The organism is Methylobacterium sp. 1A, from assembly GCF_058072805.1.
In genome coordinates, this window is sequence record NZ_JBYQVE010000003.1 from 57886 (window position 1) to 74146 (window position 16261).

Here is a 16261-nt window from a genome sequence, read left to right on the forward strand (position 1 = left end):
AGGATCGGCCAGGACCGAAGGAGTCGGGCATGCGGCGAGGTCAGAAGACGAGCGCGGAGCAGGTGGTGCTCGGACCTTACGCGAGGGCTCGCAGATACTGCTCGGCGGTCTCCCACGCGCCGTCCCTCGCAGCCAGACCGATATAGCCGTCGGGTCGGACAACGATGAGGTCGGAACCGCTCGGCAGCGACCGACGCGTCGGTTCGAGCAGGCCGGGGAAGCGCTCGATCAGTTCAGCCCCACGCGTCGCGTCCGCCGCATAGAGGACGAAGCGCGGCTCGCTGCCGGCGCCCGGGGGCGGTCCCGCGTAGGCAGCAGGCTCCCAACGCGCCCCGGCGCCGTGTCCGAGGGAGAGCGGGCTGTCGGCATAGGCGATCTCGATCTCGCTCAGCTGCGTCGCCATCCGGTCGCGAACGACATGGAGGCCGAGCAGGAAGCGCAGCGCGAGGTTGCGCGCCGTCTGCGCCGCCGGGTTCGACAGCGTCGCCATGTCGGTCAGCCGGGTCGCGTTGCGCAGGACCAGCTCCCCGACCGCGCTGCGCTCTGGGCTGTAGCTGTCGAGCAGGGACGCGCTCGCTTGACCGCGCACCACCATCGCCAGCTTCCAGGCGAGGTTCACCGCGTCCTGCATACCGGTGTTCATCCCCTGTCCGCCTGCGGGACTGTGGATGTGCGCCGCATCGCCGGCGAGAAAGGCGCGCCCGCGCCGGTAATCCGCGACCTTGCGTTCGTTGATGCGGAAGTGCGTCAACCAGACCGGGTCAGACACGCGGAAGCCGCCGCCGGCGCGCTGATCGACGAGGGCTTGCACGTCGTCGAGGGTGGGCTCCGGCCGCGGGTGCGCCGCATCCGCCTTGCCCACCGTCGCGATGACGCGCGCCCGACCGCCCGGGATCGGGAAGACGACGAAGGGGCCGTCACGGTGCAGGTAGGTCGCGATCTCGTCCGCCGGCGGTGCTGCGGGCCCCTCGAGGCGCACGTCGGCGAGCAGCCAGTCGTCCCCCTGCGCCGAGCCGGAGAACGGGATGCCGAGTTTGTGCCGGACCGTGCTGTGAGCACCGTCGCAGCCGATCAGCCACGGCGTCCTCACCGTCTCCTCGCGTCCGTCGGCGTGTCGCACGTGCGCGTCGATGCCGTCGGCCGTCTCGGCGAAGTCGACCAGCTCGACCTGACGCTCGATCTCGACGCCGAACGCGCCCAGCTGCGCGGTGAGCAGGCGCTCCGTCTCGCATTGTGGGATCATCAAGGCGAAGTTGTACGCGCTCGCCACGCCTTCCAGGCGCGGGCTGCCGAGCACCTTGCCGCCGCTGCGGATCGAGGCACCGGGAGCGCGCAGTCCCGCATCCAGGAAGGCTCGCGTGCAACCCATGCGATCCATGAGTTCGAGGGTGCGCGACCAGACCACGAGGGCCTTCGAGGTCTCCGTGGCGTGCGGGGCGCGGTCGATCAGGCGCACTCCGACGCCGTAGCGGGCCAGCTCCGCCGCCATGGTCAGACCGACCGGCCCCGCGCCGACAATGAGAATGTCCGTCATGGACCCGCCTCCCGCGCTACGTGGCTCGCTCGGTCGCGTATCCTGAGGCGGTATCCCCTCAGTCTCGAATTTGCCCAGCGGAGGGATCCGACCCTAAAGGGCGCCGTCCGGCGGTCAAGGCTCGCCGCACTCGCTCGGTGCCCGCACGCCGGCGGAGCGGTCACCGATCCGGTCGAGGGCCGCCGGCGCAGCGTCCTTGGCCATCGACAGATGTCCCACGCCAGGCACGCGGTCGAACGCGACCCGGCTGCCGGCTCGGCACAGCCGCGCGCGATACTCCTCGGTCACCCGCGGCAGCACGCGGTTGTCCGTGCTGTCCTGCGCCAGGAAGATCGGGATGCGCGGCGGAGCAAAATCAGGAGCCGCGTGAGAGCTGGAGAGCCGCGCCTTCGTGCGGCCTGAGCGGCATCCGGCCTGTGCCGCACGTCACCGCATCCTCTGGAAGATCGCCTACAATCCTACACAGTTCGGCGGGCCGACGTAAACGCGGATCTGCTAGACGCCACCATGCATGCAGAAGGTGTGGGATAGTGAAGACGTTGCTCGCAGCCGCCATACTTCTCGGATCGACGGTCGGCGCGATGGCGGTCGAGTCGTACGGGGATTACCGTGACTATTTCGATGCGAAGCCCGTGACCGCGAAGCGCGCGCCGCGCAGCGCTTCCCGGAAGATGGCTCCCATCGACATCACCACGGACCTGAGCGCGGTGCGACGCCGCGCCGATAGCGACCACCGTGAGATGTACCGCTACGAGACTGGGTCGAGGCTGATCGCTGATATGAGGCCTCGCAACTGGGACGGCGGGCATGTTCCCGTGCAGCCGCACAGTTGGTCGCCGGATGGCTTCTGGAGCCCGATGGTACAGTCACACGAGGGGCGCGAGCGGCCCGACCAGTCATTCGAGGGGCGGGGACGGTCCGAGCGATTCCGGTGATGCTGCGTCCTGTAGGGCGCGATGGACGCTGCGGCGTGAGATCTTGAGCGCTCGTTCGAGGCGGTCGAGTACGCCACCCTCGAATGGGTGGACTGGTTCAACCACCGGCGGCCGCTCCAACCGATCGGCACGCTGCCTCCGCCGAGACGGAAACCCGCCGCTTCTGCCGAAGCCGAGGTCCGAGCCTTGGCCGCCTGACCCGAACCGGACAGGCTCCGGGAAAGCCGCCGCGGTTCACTGCGGGTGACGGCGCAGGCCCGCAAAACCATAGACCTCGATGGGCTTGTCCAGCGGACTAGCTCATCGCCGTGGCGTGACGACGCCTGTTGCGCGGCGTACAGAAACACAGGCGCTCGCGCTGCGCGGACTCGGGTTTGTCCGACGGGTCTGCGACGGTTGCCGAAGTCAGAGCGGGAACGCTGGTGGCTCGCGGCAATGAGCAAGCCTAACATTCGCCTACCATACAGGGCCGAGTTCCTGCTGAACCATAGCTGGTGACATCGCTTATTCGCGGACGTGCGACAAGGTCGTCGGATGAAATCCTTATCCCGTCTCTTTGTGGCCGCATCACTGGTCGGATTTTACAGCATTGGGTGCGCGCGAGGGCATGCTCCGGGACTGGGTGACGCACGTGGGGCCATCGTGCGTCCCGCGGCCATGAAGCTGTTTGACGCCGAACCCGTCTTTCCTCGGGTCCCGGCGATCATGCCAAGTCCGTGGATGCCCCTCGAGGTTGGGCGGACCATGGGGGCGATCTGCAAGCCCCACGACGCGGGCGGAGGGACCTCGTTCCTCGGGCTTCATTTCGACGATCACTGCTTCGGCCCGGCTCCTGAGCATGTGGCACACGCTGTCTTGGCCCTCCCTGTCCGAGCGTTCGACCTCGAACGTGACACGCGCCGTGAGGATCTGCGCAAAGCTTTTTACCTGGCGGCTCCCGGCTTCGGGCGCCGTCCTGACTTCACGCTGGGGGCCGGCGCGTTCATGGTCCGCAGCTTCGAGGGAGCGGACCCCCGAGACACCGTGTACCTGATCTGGCCCGTACGATGCGACGAGGGTGAGGCGGGGTTGGATTGCCACAACGGCATGGGTCGGAAGGCTTTTCGGTTCGCTGCCGACGGCGCCTTGCGGGATGTCAGTGCGGACGTGCTGCCGACGGATCCGGTCCTGAGCTCCGACGACCGCGTGCGTCAGACGAAGTACGGCGGCAGCGTCCTGTTTCTGCTCGACGACAAGCTGCCTTATGCACCCACCATGCGCTGGATCATGGAATTCGATCCTGACTCGCCACCACTCGAGAAGGACGATCCGAAGGCCGCGGGCCCTTGGGCCCACTTCGGCTTCGTCCACTGGACCGGTTCTCGTTTCGAGCTCGTCGATCGAATTGCCCGATCGCAATGGCCGTGTCGGAAGCTCAATGACGCCCCGGCCTGCTCGACGTATCCCGACGACTTCGAGGATCCCTTTGTCATCCCGTGAGCGGAACTCTCGAAGTGGAGGGTGGGGCGGTGCCATCGCCGGAGCATTTGCTGCTCAGGATCGACGGTCCGCCTCTCGATCCAGGTGACGCTCGTCCTCTGTTCGCTCTCTCAGGGAGACGATGATCGTCCCGATACTCTTGAACATGGGCGCATCGTGGCTCTGTCGGGCGACCGTTGGCACGCGACAGAGGAGGTCGAACAGGCAGCGATGGAAGGACATCGGTGAAGGCGCACGCCCGCATGGCGTGCTCAATGTGGCCGGTTGCACCATCGACGCGGCCAACACCGGAGACACACCGTTGACCAGCCGTCCCAAGATCAGCTCCGTTCCGATCGTCCCCAGTGAGGTCGAAGGTACTCTCGAAGCTCCCGTCATCTACTTCGAAGCCACATCGACGCATGGCGTCGGAGGAGGCGTCGGTCGCCTCGCTCTCGAGATGATGCTCTCCGAGCCCAGCGCGGACGGCACCCCGATCAGTCGGCGAAAGATAGTCGTACACCTGCGCGGCCCGCTGGGCGCGTTCATAAGTCTGAAAGCCGCGATTGAACACATCGAGGAAATGGCCGCCGGCCCGCTCACGGCGGACATCGCGGAAGATGGGAAACCCAATTGAATCGCGTGCAGATCTGCGTCAAGCGGTGCTCTCGTACTCAGGTCCTATTGGTTCATTCCGGTTTTCCGTAAAATAGAACTTGTATTGATGCTTGGATCGGAGCAGGTCGAATTTCCGGATTGCGTGAGGGATAATCGATTGGCATGGCAGTATGTGATGTATCCCGCGCTGGACATGCAGCGTGTTGATATCGGGTATTCGTTCGTCATCCGGTCATAGGGCAGAACAGGGCAAATATTCGGGATAGTTGGCTTCTTGCCCGTCCTCTCCCGGGCGGCGGATGCATCGCGGCGGACAGATCCAGTCGCGGGGTGCCGCGAAAAATCTTGCATTCCTCAAGCTTGCGAGGGATTCGAAAATCGCCCTCAGGATTTTCCCTGGCAATTTCGAATGATATCGATTCTGAATGCGTTGCTGCGAGCCTACTGGCGTGACGCCCGCCTGACGACCATCGCGGTGATCTCGGCCAGTTTGCTCGGTGCATTGGCCTCGATCTCGGCTCCGTACCTTTTCTCACGCGCCGTCGACGATCTGGCCCGCGGACAAGTGCGGTCCGACGCGCTCCCGCTCCTCATGTCCTACGCATTCCTGTTCGGATGCGCGAAAGCTCTGGGCATTGGATCACGGTTCCTGATCGTGCTTTGCGCGGAGCGTCTATCGTTCATTGCAAATACGGCCTTCTTTGCGCGCCTCCTACACAAGACGCCAGCCTTCTTCCTGGAGCACAACGCCGCGGAGATCGGGACTGCCCGTCAGCAGGGAACCCAGACGCTGAACCTCATCACCCAGCTCGGGCTCGGAGGCTTGCTCCCTGGATGCGTCCAGATCGCCTTCAGCGTCCTAGTCCTCGGCAACCTCGTCAGCTGGGACATAGCCCTGATCATATTCATCTACGGCGTGGTCGTGATCGCGCTCGATTACACGCGTATCGGCAAAGTCAAACCCGCTCTCAATGAGGCGATGAATCAAAGTCAGGCCAATGCGCGCCTGGTCGGCAACGCCATCGCCGTCATCGACACCCTGCGCCAGACACGCGGCGAACGATGGATCACCGAGCGCTTTACTGCCAGCGCGGGTGATGCCTTCGCGAATTTGCGGCGCTACGCGCTGGTGAGCAGTGCCTTCTGTGGGCTTCTGGGCATCGCTGCAGCCTTGCAGTTGACCGTCACGTTCCTGATCCTCGTCCCCCGGTTCGAGGGCGGCCTGATCTCGATTGGCGGCATCGTGCTCTTCAACACGTTGCTGATCCAGTTGAATGAGCCGTTCCACATGGTCGGCATGGCCATCAAGGAGTCGGTCGAAGCAGCGGCCCGCTTCCGGCCCTTAGCGATGATGTGGACAGCACCGGAAGAGCTCGAGCCCGCCGATCCGCTGCCCTACCGGCCGTCCCTCGGCATCGTCGCTTTCGAGAACGTCAGCTTTCGCTACGCCAATGGTCGTGGCGTTGCCGACCTCTCCTTCGTCGCTCGCCGCGGCACGCCGACCTTCCTTACGGGTGAGACCGGTGCAGGCAAATCAACCGTCGTTCGCCTGCTGTTGAAGGGGTTGCAACCGAGCGGCGGCCACATCTTCGCCGACGGAACCGACCTGACTCGCATCGCGAGCGATGATTGGTTCAACCATGTCGGCGTCGTGCCGCAAGAGGTGACACTGCTCAACGATACGCTGTCGGCCAACATCGTGCTGGGCCGTCCGTTCGACGCGGAGCGCCTCCGCCGGGCCTCCGCGCAGGCCTCCATCCTCACGCGCATCGAGGCCATGCCGGAAGGGTTTGAGACCGTCGTGGGCGAACGGGGCCTCAAGCTGTCGGGCGGTGAACGGCAACGCATCGCCATCGCGCGGGCGCTCTACGGCGAACCGGCGATTCTCGTTCTGGACGAAGCCAGTTCGGCCCTCGACGACGAGACCGAGCGGCACATCATGGACGGCTTACGTGACCTTGTTGACGGGTTGACCATCATCGCGGTCACGCACCGCACCTCCATGATACGGCCAGGAGATCAGAACGTCCGCCTGTCGGCGTCCCCACCACGGGCGTAGCCGTCTGAGATGGGCCGACAGCCGAAGGGCGGCTCCGGGTGGAATGCCGCCATTTTTGCTGTGGGACGGCAGATGTAGCGAAGCGGATAATAGCCGCACGGACCAAGTCCGACCCTTTTCAGACCCTCGCAGCGCCAGAGTGCAGGCCGCGTTGCGAGGCGAAGGTGCGTGGCCGGAACGGGCGGCTCCGCGATCGGCCGGGTTCGAGCGCCATGTCGAGGACGTGGGCGTTCGACGTCTGACGGAAGGCCGCCCCGGGACGCTGAGCGCGTCTCGACCACGAACGGCGCGAAGCCGGGTCCCAGAACGCCACCGGCATGCCCCGATCCATGCCGCAGATTTGCAACAGAACATGGAAAACAGCCGTTCTACTAGAACTATTCCAGTTCAAGGCCCCGCATTCGCATCGCTGTTTCGTTGCGGCCGAACAAGCGTTTGGCTGAGAGCAGATGCATCAGTTTAGATCGGCTAAAAGCGTTCAGAACGCTTGCGTCTATCCTCGGCGTGACAGTCTAATCGGCCGGCGCCGCGCGCTCGTGTGCGTCGGCGAGGCACCTGAGGATTGGAGTTATGGCGGCGGTATCATTGGATGCCCTACATCGCAGTGAGAACCTGAACCTCCAGCGGTTCCTTCTTCGCAAACTCGGGAACCCTGCCGACGCAGCCGACGCCGCGCAGGAGACGTATCTTCGCCTCGTCAAAGCACTCACGACCACCGACTTGGAGCATCCGCGCCTCTTCCTGTTCCACCTCGCGCGCAACGTCGCCGCCAATCTCGGCAAGCGCCGCCGGTTCGAAGCGCGCCTCTTCCGATCCATGACCGATCTCGAACTGTCGAGCGTCGTGGACGGGCACGCCCAGACCGAGACGCAGGTGATCGCCCGCGAGCAGCTGCGCCTCGTGGCGGCAACGATCGACGGGCTGCCGCCGCGCTGCCGGGAGGCGTTCCTGCTCAGCACCGTCGAGGGCCTCTCGAACTGGGAGGTCGCCGTCCGTCTCGGCGTCAGCCGCAACATGGTCGAGAAGCACCTCATCACGGCGCTGCTGCACATTCGTCGCGCGTGTCACGAGTTTTTCTGATCGGGCACGTCAGGAGTTCGCGGCCTCGATGGTCTTCATAGGTCGGACGGGCGGAGCGGGCAGCGGGTCGACATGGAGGAGGAGCGCAAGCCCGCGGGCGACGACGAGGCCGCCGACGACCCGATCTACGCGCGGGCCGCGTTCTGGGTGGTTCGCCTGTCCTCCCCCGACGCGACCGACGCCGACCGGGCAGCCTTCGAGACCTGGCGCGCCGCCGACCCGGCCCATGCCGAGGCCTACGCGGAGATGGAGGCGTGGCGGGGCATCGCCGGGCGCGTGCCCGATACGCGCCGGCGCAGGCGGCCGCCGCCGACGCGCCTCGTCGGTCTCGCGGCAGCGCTGGGCCTGTCCGGATTCATCACCTACGAGAGCGGGATCCTCGACCGTGTCCGCGCCGACGTCTGGACCGGGATCGGGGACATCGAGACGGCGCGGCTCCCCGACGGCAGCCGCGCCGCCCTCAACACCGACACCGCGCTCGTCCTGCACTTCACGGCCGCCGCGCGCGACGTCCACCTGCTGCGCGGCGAGGCGGTGTTCGATGTCGTGCCCGACAGCGCCCGACCCTTCGTGGTCTACGGCGGCGGGTTGCGGGTGCGCGCTGTGGGGACGCGCTTCTTCGTCCGGGCCGGCGGGGACGCCGAACCGGTCGGCGTGGCGGAGGGGCGCGTGGACGCGTCGACGACCGCGGGCGCCGTGACCATCGGAGCCGGCGAGGTCGCCCTCCGGAGCGCCGACGGCCATCTGACGGTCGAGCGCGGCGATGTGGGGCGCGCCACGACGTGGCGGGAGGGCAAGCTCGTCGTCACGGGGCAGCCCCTCGCCGCGGTCGTGGCCGACCTGAACCGCTATCGGCGCGGGCGCATCGTCCTGCTCGGTTCGGGGCTCGGCGCGCAGCGCTTCAGCGGGACGCTCGACATCCGCGACACCGACGACGCGCTCGACGTTCTGGCCGCGACGATGAGCCTGCGCGTCACGCGCCTGACTCCGTACCTCGTCCTCGTCAGGCCGCCGGCCTGACGAGGCGAAAAAAACCGACGCGGGGAGGTCAGGAGTTTCGCGCCTCGATTGTCGTTTGTCCGTGAGGGCCACGGCACCGCCCTCACGCTCACCGACCTCGCCGGCCCGGCCTCCGCCGTCCTGGGCAACGGCGCCCTCACGGTCTCCAATGCGGCCGCCTCGACCTATGCCGGCGCCATCCTGGAGACCGCGAGCCCGACCAGCCTGACCAAGGCCGGCCCCGGCACGCTCCTGCTCACCGGCCCCGGCCTCTTCTCCGGCCCGACCACAATCCAGGCCGGCACGCTCTCCCTCAACGGCCTCTGGACCTCGCCGGTCACGGTTGCGGCCACCGGCACCCTGCGCGGCATCGGCACCGTCGCGGCCCCGGTCACGGTCGCGGGCGCCCTGCGGCCGGGCAACTCCCCCGGCACGCTCACCGTGCTCGGCCCGGTGGCGTTCGCCCCCGGCAGCAGCCTCGGCCTCGACATCGACGGACCGGGCACCGGCACCGGCGCGGGCAGCTACGCCCGCCTCCTGGCGCTCGGCCCGACCGGTGCGGTCTCGGCCAACGGCACCCTGGTGCCGGAACTGCGCGGCATCACCGGCAACGCCACGAACAGCTTCACCCCCGCGCTCGGCCAGCGCTTCGGCGTGCTCACCGCGCAGGCCGGGCTGTCGGGCTCGTTCAGCGGGCTCGCCCAGCCGGCGGCGGGCCTGCCGGCGGCCACGCGCCTCGACGCGCTCTACGCCGCCACCGGCCTCGACCTCGTGGTCACGCCGGCCGCCTACGGCAGCCTCGCCGGCCTCGGCCTCGCCCAGACCGGCAACGCCCGGGCCGTGGGCGCGGCCCTCGACCTCGCCCGCCCGGCCGCCGGCACGCGGCCGGACGCGGCGCGGGCGCGGGTGTTCGACCCGCTCTACGCGGCCGGCCCGGCGACGCTGCCGGGCGGCCTGGCGAGCCTGTCGGGCCAGAGCTACGGCGACGCGGTGATGACCGACCTCGCCGCGCGCCGTCTGCTCTCCGACACGATCGACCGGCACCAGCGCGGGCTGGGCGGGGGCGCGGGCGCGTTCAGCGCGGGCGATCCGGGCCCGGGCCCGAACCGCACGGCGCTGCAGGTGCGCGGCGGCGCCGGGGCGGCGGCGGCGCCGCTTGGGGTGGGCGAGGGCCGGGTCTGGGCCGACGCGCTGTACGGGTTCGGCGCGCGCGCCGGCGACCGGGCGGCCACGGGCGCCGGGTTCGACGCGGGCGGGCTGCTGATGGGCGTCGACCGTCAGGTCGGGGCGGACACGCAGGTCGGCGGTGCGTTCAGCTACCTGCGCGCGGGCGGCACGTCGCGGGGCGCGGGGCTGGGGCGGTTCACCACTGACAGCTACGGCGGCACGCTCTACGCGAGCACGCGGCTCGGCGCCGTGGTGCTGCGGGGCACGGCGGGCGTGTCGTACGCGGACGGCCGGGTGGACCGGACGGTGGCGCTGGGCGCGGCGGTGTCGCAGGCGAGCGGGGTGTCGTCGGGCTGGAACGGCGGGGTGTCGGGCTTTGCCGGGTACGCGCTGGCGACCGGCCTGCCGGTCGAGGTCGTGCCGGAGGTGGGCTTCAGCTACGACCGGCTGACGCGGGGCCGTGTGTCCGAGCGGGGCGGTCTGGTCGGGCAGGGCTTCGGCGGGCAGGGCTTCGCGGTGGCCGACCTCGACGCGGCGCGCAGCCTGGTCGGCGGGCGGGTGACGAGTTGGGCGTTGGCGGGCATTCCGGACCTGCGGCTGGAGGGTCGGGCGTACTGGGCGCACGAGCTGGCCGACACGGCGGCGGTGGTTCGCTCGAGCCTGTTCGGGGCGGGGTTCGCGGGTCGGACGAGCGCGCTGGGCCGGGACGGCGCGGTTCTGGGGGTGAGCCTGACGGGGGCGGTCGCCGAGGGCGTGCGGCTGTCGGTGGGCTATACCGGCGACGTCCGCCCGGGCGCCACCGCCCAGGTGTTCACCGCCGGCCTCCAAGCCGCGTGGTGACGGCCTCTTGAGCCACGCTCCTCGTCGCGGCCGGGTCGCTCCCGGCACCCGTGCCGATCCCGCAGCATCACGCCGCGCATCGCACGGCGCGGCGGCGAGGGCAGCGAGGATCTCGGACGCCACCGCTGGATCGTCGCGCACGCCGGCGTGGTCGGCGCGCTTCCGCCGCCTCGCCATCCGCTCCGGGCGGCGCGACGATCTCCGCGCGCCTTCGCCCATCCCGTCCGCGCCCTCGTCCGCCGGACCCGGGCCAGAGGGTCGTGTGGCCGACTCCGCGTCAGAGGCGTCGGTGAGGAGCCAACTCGAGAGCGGACGCGCCGCGAACCGGCGTGGCAGTCGGATCCGTCGCGGCCGAGTAGGTTTCAGCCGTCCCCTTCTGCTTACGCTTCGCGGCGTAGAGGGCCGCGTCGGCGTGGCGCAGCAGCACGTCGCGGTCCTGTCCGGCCTCTCGTGACCGCGCGAGGCCGATCGTTCCCGTCACCCGCGCGATCTGACCCTGCCCTTTCACGACCATCTCGAGGTCGTGCAGGAGGCGCCGCACCATCGCCTGCACGCCCGCGCCATCGCAGCCGGCAGGCACCAGGATCGCGAACTCGTCGCCCCCCAACCGTGCCGGGAAGCAACCGGCGTAGCAGGGCGCGCGCAACCGCTCGGCTACGCAACGCAGAACCTCGTCGCCGGCCGCGTGCCCGAGGCGATCGTTCACGCCCTTGAAGCCGTCGAGGTCGATCAGGAGGACAGCCACATCGTCGTCGGAAGCGCGCGCCTCGCGCAGCCGCGCGTCGAGCGCGCGGTGGAATTCGGCTCGGTTGGCGAGTTGCGTCAGGTCATCGGTGCGCGCCTGATGGCGAAGACGCTGCTCCAAGCTGTGCCGTTCGGTGATGTCCTGGATCAGGCCGATGAGGGCGACGGGCTTACCCTTGACCAATTCGATCTCGCAGGAGCACCGCACGCGCCGGGCATTGCCCTTGGCGGTCACGAAATCGGCGTCCATCTCGAACGGCTCGCCCGTGTCCAGCACGCGCCTGACGGCCGCGCGGAAGAGGGCGCGATCGGGCTCGGGAAAGAAGTTCATGATCGCGCCAATCGGCACACCGCCGCTGACGGGCAGCTCGTGAATGACGAAGACGCCGTCCGACCAGGAGGTCGACCGCGTCTCGATATCGTAGCGGTACGAGCCCATCTCGGCCATGCGCTCCGCCTGCTTGAACTGGCGGCGCTCACGCTCCAGGCCCTCGACGGCCATCCGGCGCTCTTCGGCAGCCTCGGCTGCGCGCAGGGCCACGGCGCGCGCCTCGATCAGGGCCTCCGCGATGCAGGCCAGCTCTTCGAGCACCTCCAGGTCTGTCGTCGTCGGCTCGCGGGGCTGTTCGTCGAGGACGCAGAGCGTGCCGATCGTGATCTTGTCGCCGTCGGCTTGCCGGACGCGGACCGGCACGCCCGCGTAGTAGCGGATGTACGGGGCGTTCGTGACGAAGGGGCTGGCCACGAAGCGAGGGTCGAGGCTGGCATCCGCCACGATCAGCGGAGCCTCCGTCTCGAACACGACGGGGCAGAACGCCTGGGCACGCGGCGTCTCGGCCGCCAAGGGACCGCAACGCGCCTTGAACCACTGGCGCTCCGGGTCGATCAGGGTGATCGAGGACATGCCGGTGCCGAGCATGCGCTGCGCGAGCTTGGCGAGTGCATCGAACTCGCGCTCCGGCGGCGTGTCGAGGAGGGCGATCTCGGCCAGCGCCTGCTGGCGGAGTGCCTCGCGCTGGGTATTCGATATGGTCCCCTGCAGCACTGTTCGACCTCGCCGGAGCCAAGATGGTATCCGGGGGATACGACGAGAAGGTTTAATCGAGGGTGCGATGGCCTGACCTTTCGTCGAGGCCCGGCTTCGTCCTGGGACTGGCGCTGTCCGGCACGCGCGCAGGGGCCGCTCTCACCGCTCTTCTCCCGCGAGCCGGCCGGCAGCTTCCGAGCGGGGGCGATCCGGCAGCGACCCGGGGTAGCCGTTCCGACGAACATGGCCCCTCCCGGGGGAAACAGCCGAGTGTCCGGCGATGCGGGCTTCGGCCGGCGCTGGGGCCTCCCGGGCCTGGATCGCTGACCCGTGCGAGAAGCCGCGCGGCGGCGCGCGCGCGTCAGGTGGCTGCCCGCAGGGTGATCCGCGTCAGCTCCGACGGACGCCCGAGCCGGAGGGCGAAGCCGGGCCAGAGCCCGGTGCCGTTGCTGACGTAGAGCCGCATGGCCCCGACCCGGTACGCCCCCGAGACGAACCCGGAATTGCCGCGCGCCACCAGCCGGTCCAGGCCGCGGATCATGCCGCCGTGGGTGTGGCCGGAGAGCTGGAGCGCCACGCCGCGCGCCGCGGCCCGCGCGGCGTTGGCCGGCTGGTGATCCAGCAGAACGATCGGCGCGCCCGGCGGTGCGCCCGCCAGGGCCGCGTCGAGGTCGGGCCCCGGATGCCCCGTGGCGGGCGCGGAGCGGTCGGTGACGCCGGCCAGCACCAGCGCGCCGCCCCCGCGCCTCAGGATCGTGTGGGTGTTGGCGAGGACGCGGATCCCCAGGCCCGCGAGATGGCGCATCCAGGAATCGTGGTCGAAGAAGTACTCGTGGTTGCCGGGCACGGCCCAGACACCGTCGCGCGCGCGCAGGGCCCGCAGCGGCGCGACGTCGTCTCGCCGGGCCTCCAGCGAACCGTCGATGAAGTCGCCGGTCACGACGATCAGGTCGGCCTGGAGGGCGTCGGCCCGCGCGACGACGGCCCGCGCCCAGGCGGCCGGGAACAGGCGGCTGATATGCAGGTCGGTCAGGTGCAGGATCGTGTAGCCGTCGAGGCCGGGGGGCAGGTCCGCGATCGCGACCGGGACGTCTTTCAGGGGCGGCACGCGCACGGCCTGCCACACGGCGACGGCCGAGAGGCCGGCGGCCGTCGAGGCCACCGCGATGCGCCAGGCGGTCGGGATCGCCCAGCCGCCCCCGGGCAGAGCCAGCGAGATCAGCGCGACGGCATCGAGGCCGAGCTGCATCACCGCCGCCAGCGCGATCGCACCGAACGCCCAGTTGAACAGGATCACGATCGGGCGCGGGAATTCGGGCGCGAAGACCGACCCGGAGGAGAGGCGGCTCCACAGGTGGTACTGGGAGGCGACCAGGAGGAGCCCGGCGAGGCCGAGCCTGAGCGCGAGCGGCACCGGCAGGGGCCACACCACCCGCGCGATGACGTAGGCCGCGGGCAGGCTGGGGATGAGGCGGATCATGGGCGGCTACATGGACCGGGCGACGGCCGAAAGGCAAAGCTCGCGCCGGGCCGCCCGGTGCGCGGCGGCACATGCGGTCGCCTCGCGCGGGTCGGGAGGTGCCCTCTGCCGGCCCGTCGCCCGCCCCGCCTTCCCCCCGCCGCGCCCGGAGAAGGTCAGCGTCAGCGCGCGCCCGGATCGAACCAGGCGCGCAGCGGATCGAGGGTGGTCTCGTGCGCCAGCGGGGGGCGACGCGCCGTCCGGGGCCGCCATGCCCACGCGGTCGTGCCAGTACGTCGCCAGCCCCACCTGCGCCGTGCCCACGAGGTCGAAGGCCGAGCCCGCGACGAACAGGCAGCGCGCCGGCTCGACCCCGAGGGCCTGCAGTCCCAGCCGGTAGGGACGCGGATCGGGCTTGTAGAACCCGGCGCGCTCCGCCGTGACGACCGCGTCGAGTTCGACCCCCAGGCAGCCGGCGGCGATGCGACCCAGACGTTCGGAGCAGTTGGTCACGACGCCGAGCCGCACGGAGCGCGCCGCGAGCGCCTGCAGGGTCTCCGTCACGCCGGGCCAGGGCCGGAGCTCGCCGTAGCGATCCTCGAGGTCCGCCGCGAGGCGGCGCGGCAGGCCCACCGCCGCGGCGGCCTCCGCCACGAGATCCTCGTAGGGCTGGTACGCCCCCGTCCGGTAGGTGATCCGCAGGTACTCGGCCCGCCACCGGCGGCCGGCCTCCGTGCTGCCGGCGACCGAGTCCCACAGGGACCAGCTGTCGAGCAGGGCCGTCAGGAGGTCGAACAGGACGGCGTCGAACCGGTGGGCTGTCATGATGGGCTTCTCCTTCCGTATCGGGCGCCGCATCGGGCGGCGTCGGTGCCGGGGGCCTCGGGCCGCGCCGACCGGGCCCGGAGCGCGCGTCAGTGCGCGCGTCAGTGCGCGCGGGCGGCATGCGCCGCCCCGAGGAGGGCGGCGGTCACGCGCCTCGCGGTGTCCAGGCGGGCTCCCGCCGCGTCCGGCGCCGCCGGGCGCTCGCGAGGCGCCCGATCCGCGACGTCACGGTCGGCGCCGCCTACCAGCCATTGATGCGCGGCCAGACGGCGGCGACCCGCCCGTCGGCGTCGAGGACGTGGTAGCGGTCGTACTGGGCGCCCGTCGCGCAGGCGTGGTTCGGCAGGACGCGCACACGGTCGCCGATGGCCAGATCGGGGAGGGCGGCGCGGGAGCCCGGACGCAGGGCGAGGATGCCGTGCTCCTGGTTGGCGTCGGCGACGATCAGGTCCGGGTAGGGGCGGCCGGCGCGGTCGCAGACCACGCCGTAGCCCTGATCGACCGCCTGCCGGGCCGTGCCCCGGTCGCGCGACAGCGCCATCCAGCCGGCATCGGTGATGATCCAGCCCTTGTCGCGGCGGTGCCCGATCACGGTGGCGAGCACGCTCACCGCGATGTCGTCGACCGCGACGGAGCCGACGCCGGCCTGGAACAGGTCGCCGAACATGAACACGCCGGCACGGACCTCGGTGATCCCGTCGAGGTTCCGGGCGTAGCGCGCGGTCGGGGTCGAGCCGACGCTCACCACCGGGCACGGCAGGCCCGCCGCGCGCAGGAGGGTGGCCGCCGTCACCGCCGCCGCGCGCTCGCCCTCCGCGGCCGCGGCGAGAGGCTCGGGATCGCTGAGGCCGTAGCTGTCGCCGGCGTGGAGCAGCACGCCGCGCAGGTCCGCCCCCGCGCCGAGCGCGCGCCCGATCGCCACCAGCAGCGCCGCGTCGGCCGGCTTCACGCCGGAGCGATGCCCGTCGGCGTCGACCTCGATCAGGACCGGCAGACGGTCGCCGGTCCGCGCGGCCCAGGCGGCGACCGCGGCCGCCTGCTCGATCGAGTCGAGCACCACGGCGAGGTCCGCACCCCAGCGGCGCCGGACCGCGCCGACGCGGTCGAGCTTCTGCGGGGCGATGCCGACGCCGTAGATCATGTCCCGGACCCCGCCCTCGGCGAAGTACTCGGCCTCGCGCAGGGTCGAGACGATCGCCGGGCCGGCCGGACCGGTCATCGCCAGGCGGGCGACGTCGATCGACTTCGCCGTCTTCAGGTGCGGCCGGAAGGCGACGCCCAGCCGGTCCAGGTGCGCCCGCAGCCCCGCGAGGTTCGCGCGCAGCCGCGCCTCGTCCAGGAGAAGGCACGGTGTCTGAAGAGGACCCGACGCCCCGTCGGCCTCCGCTGACGGCACCTGCGTCCCGACTCCGGTCTCCGGCATGTCCACGCCTCCCTGTCTCGCTGCCGGGTGACAGATCATGCCGGACCGCGAGACGCCATTAATCTGTTCGGCATTCTGGATTAAGGTCGGCCT

Annotated in this window: 12 protein-coding genes and 2 pseudogenes; 9 read left to right on the forward strand and 5 right to left on the reverse strand. The window is 70.2% G+C overall.

What is annotated here, in order from left to right:
- Nucleotides 1-76: 76 nt before the first annotated feature.
- The gene (locus ACX9MN_RS31815; protein WP_056524270.1) at nt 77-1534 is read right to left on the reverse strand and encodes an FAD-dependent monooxygenase; all 1458 of its coding nucleotides are present in this window, start codon (nt 1532-1534) and stop codon (nt 77-79) included.
- A gap of 530 nt (nt 1535-2064) precedes the next feature.
- Between ACX9MN_RS31815 and ACX9MN_RS31820 the strand changes: the two genes are divergently transcribed.
- The 9 genes and pseudogenes from ACX9MN_RS31820 to ACX9MN_RS31860 all read left to right on the forward strand — a co-directional run.
- Entirely contained in the window at nt 2065-2469 is a 405-nt protein-coding gene (locus ACX9MN_RS31820) for a hypothetical protein (RefSeq protein ID WP_482960373.1), read from the forward strand.
- A gap of 57 nt (nt 2470-2526) precedes the next feature.
- Nucleotides 2527-2667: pseudogene (locus ACX9MN_RS31825) on the forward strand (IS3 family transposase); the annotation flags it as partial.
- A gap of 459 nt (nt 2668-3126) precedes the next feature.
- Complete coding sequence (locus ACX9MN_RS31830; RefSeq protein ID WP_489726398.1) at nt 3127-3948, forward strand: hypothetical protein; 822 nt, start codon at nt 3127-3129, stop codon at nt 3946-3948.
- Between the two features lie 121 nt (nt 3949-4069).
- Nucleotides 4070-4564: a hypothetical protein gene (locus tag ACX9MN_RS31835; RefSeq protein WP_489726399.1), complete on the forward strand. Its 495-nt coding sequence runs from the start codon at nt 4070-4072 to the stop codon at nt 4562-4564.
- A gap of 411 nt (nt 4565-4975) precedes the next feature.
- On the forward strand, nt 4976-6604 hold the full coding sequence (locus tag ACX9MN_RS31840; protein WP_489726400.1) for an ABC transporter ATP-binding protein: 1629 nt from the start codon (nt 4976-4978) through the stop codon (nt 6602-6604).
- Nucleotides 6605-7174: 570 nt separating this feature from the next.
- On the forward strand, nt 7175-7684 hold the full coding sequence (locus ACX9MN_RS31845) for an RNA polymerase sigma factor (RefSeq protein ID WP_042669387.1): 510 nt from the start codon (nt 7175-7177) through the stop codon (nt 7682-7684).
- Between the two features lie 72 nt (nt 7685-7756).
- Nucleotides 7757-8704 (forward strand): FecR family protein, encoded by a 948-nt coding sequence (locus ACX9MN_RS31850; RefSeq protein WP_020095896.1) that lies wholly within the window; start codon nt 7757-7759, stop codon nt 8702-8704.
- A gap of 48 nt (nt 8705-8752) precedes the next feature.
- Entirely contained in the window at nt 8753-10690 is a 1938-nt protein-coding gene (locus tag ACX9MN_RS31855; RefSeq protein WP_489726401.1) for an autotransporter family protein, read from the forward strand.
- Nucleotides 10691-10726: 36 nt separating this feature from the next.
- A pseudogene (locus ACX9MN_RS31860) lies at nt 10727-10892 on the forward strand (IS5/IS1182 family transposase); the annotation flags it as partial.
- A gap of 75 nt (nt 10893-10967) precedes the next feature.
- Here ACX9MN_RS31860 and ACX9MN_RS31865 read toward each other — a convergent pair.
- The 4 genes from ACX9MN_RS31865 to ACX9MN_RS31880 form a co-directional block, all read right to left on the reverse strand.
- On the reverse strand, nt 10968-12464 hold the full coding sequence (locus ACX9MN_RS31865) for a diguanylate cyclase domain-containing protein (protein WP_081636521.1): 1497 nt from the start codon (nt 12462-12464) through the stop codon (nt 10968-10970).
- Between the two features lie 358 nt (nt 12465-12822).
- Nucleotides 12823-13941, reverse strand: coding sequence for a metallophosphoesterase (locus tag ACX9MN_RS31870; protein ID WP_020094937.1), 1119 nt, complete (start codon nt 13939-13941; stop codon nt 12823-12825).
- 6 nt (nt 13942-13947) lie between these two features.
- Nucleotides 13948-14745 carry an HAD-IA family hydrolase gene (locus ACX9MN_RS31875; protein ID WP_489726402.1) on the reverse strand — a complete coding sequence of 266 codons (798 nt, stop codon included), beginning with the start codon at nt 14743-14745 and terminating at the stop codon, nt 13948-13950.
- 241 nt (nt 14746-14986) lie between these two features.
- Nucleotides 14987-16168, reverse strand: a complete 1182-nt coding sequence (locus ACX9MN_RS31880; RefSeq protein ID WP_489726403.1) for an alanine racemase — start codon at nt 16166-16168, stop codon at nt 14987-14989.
- Nucleotides 16169-16261 lie beyond the last annotated feature (93 nt).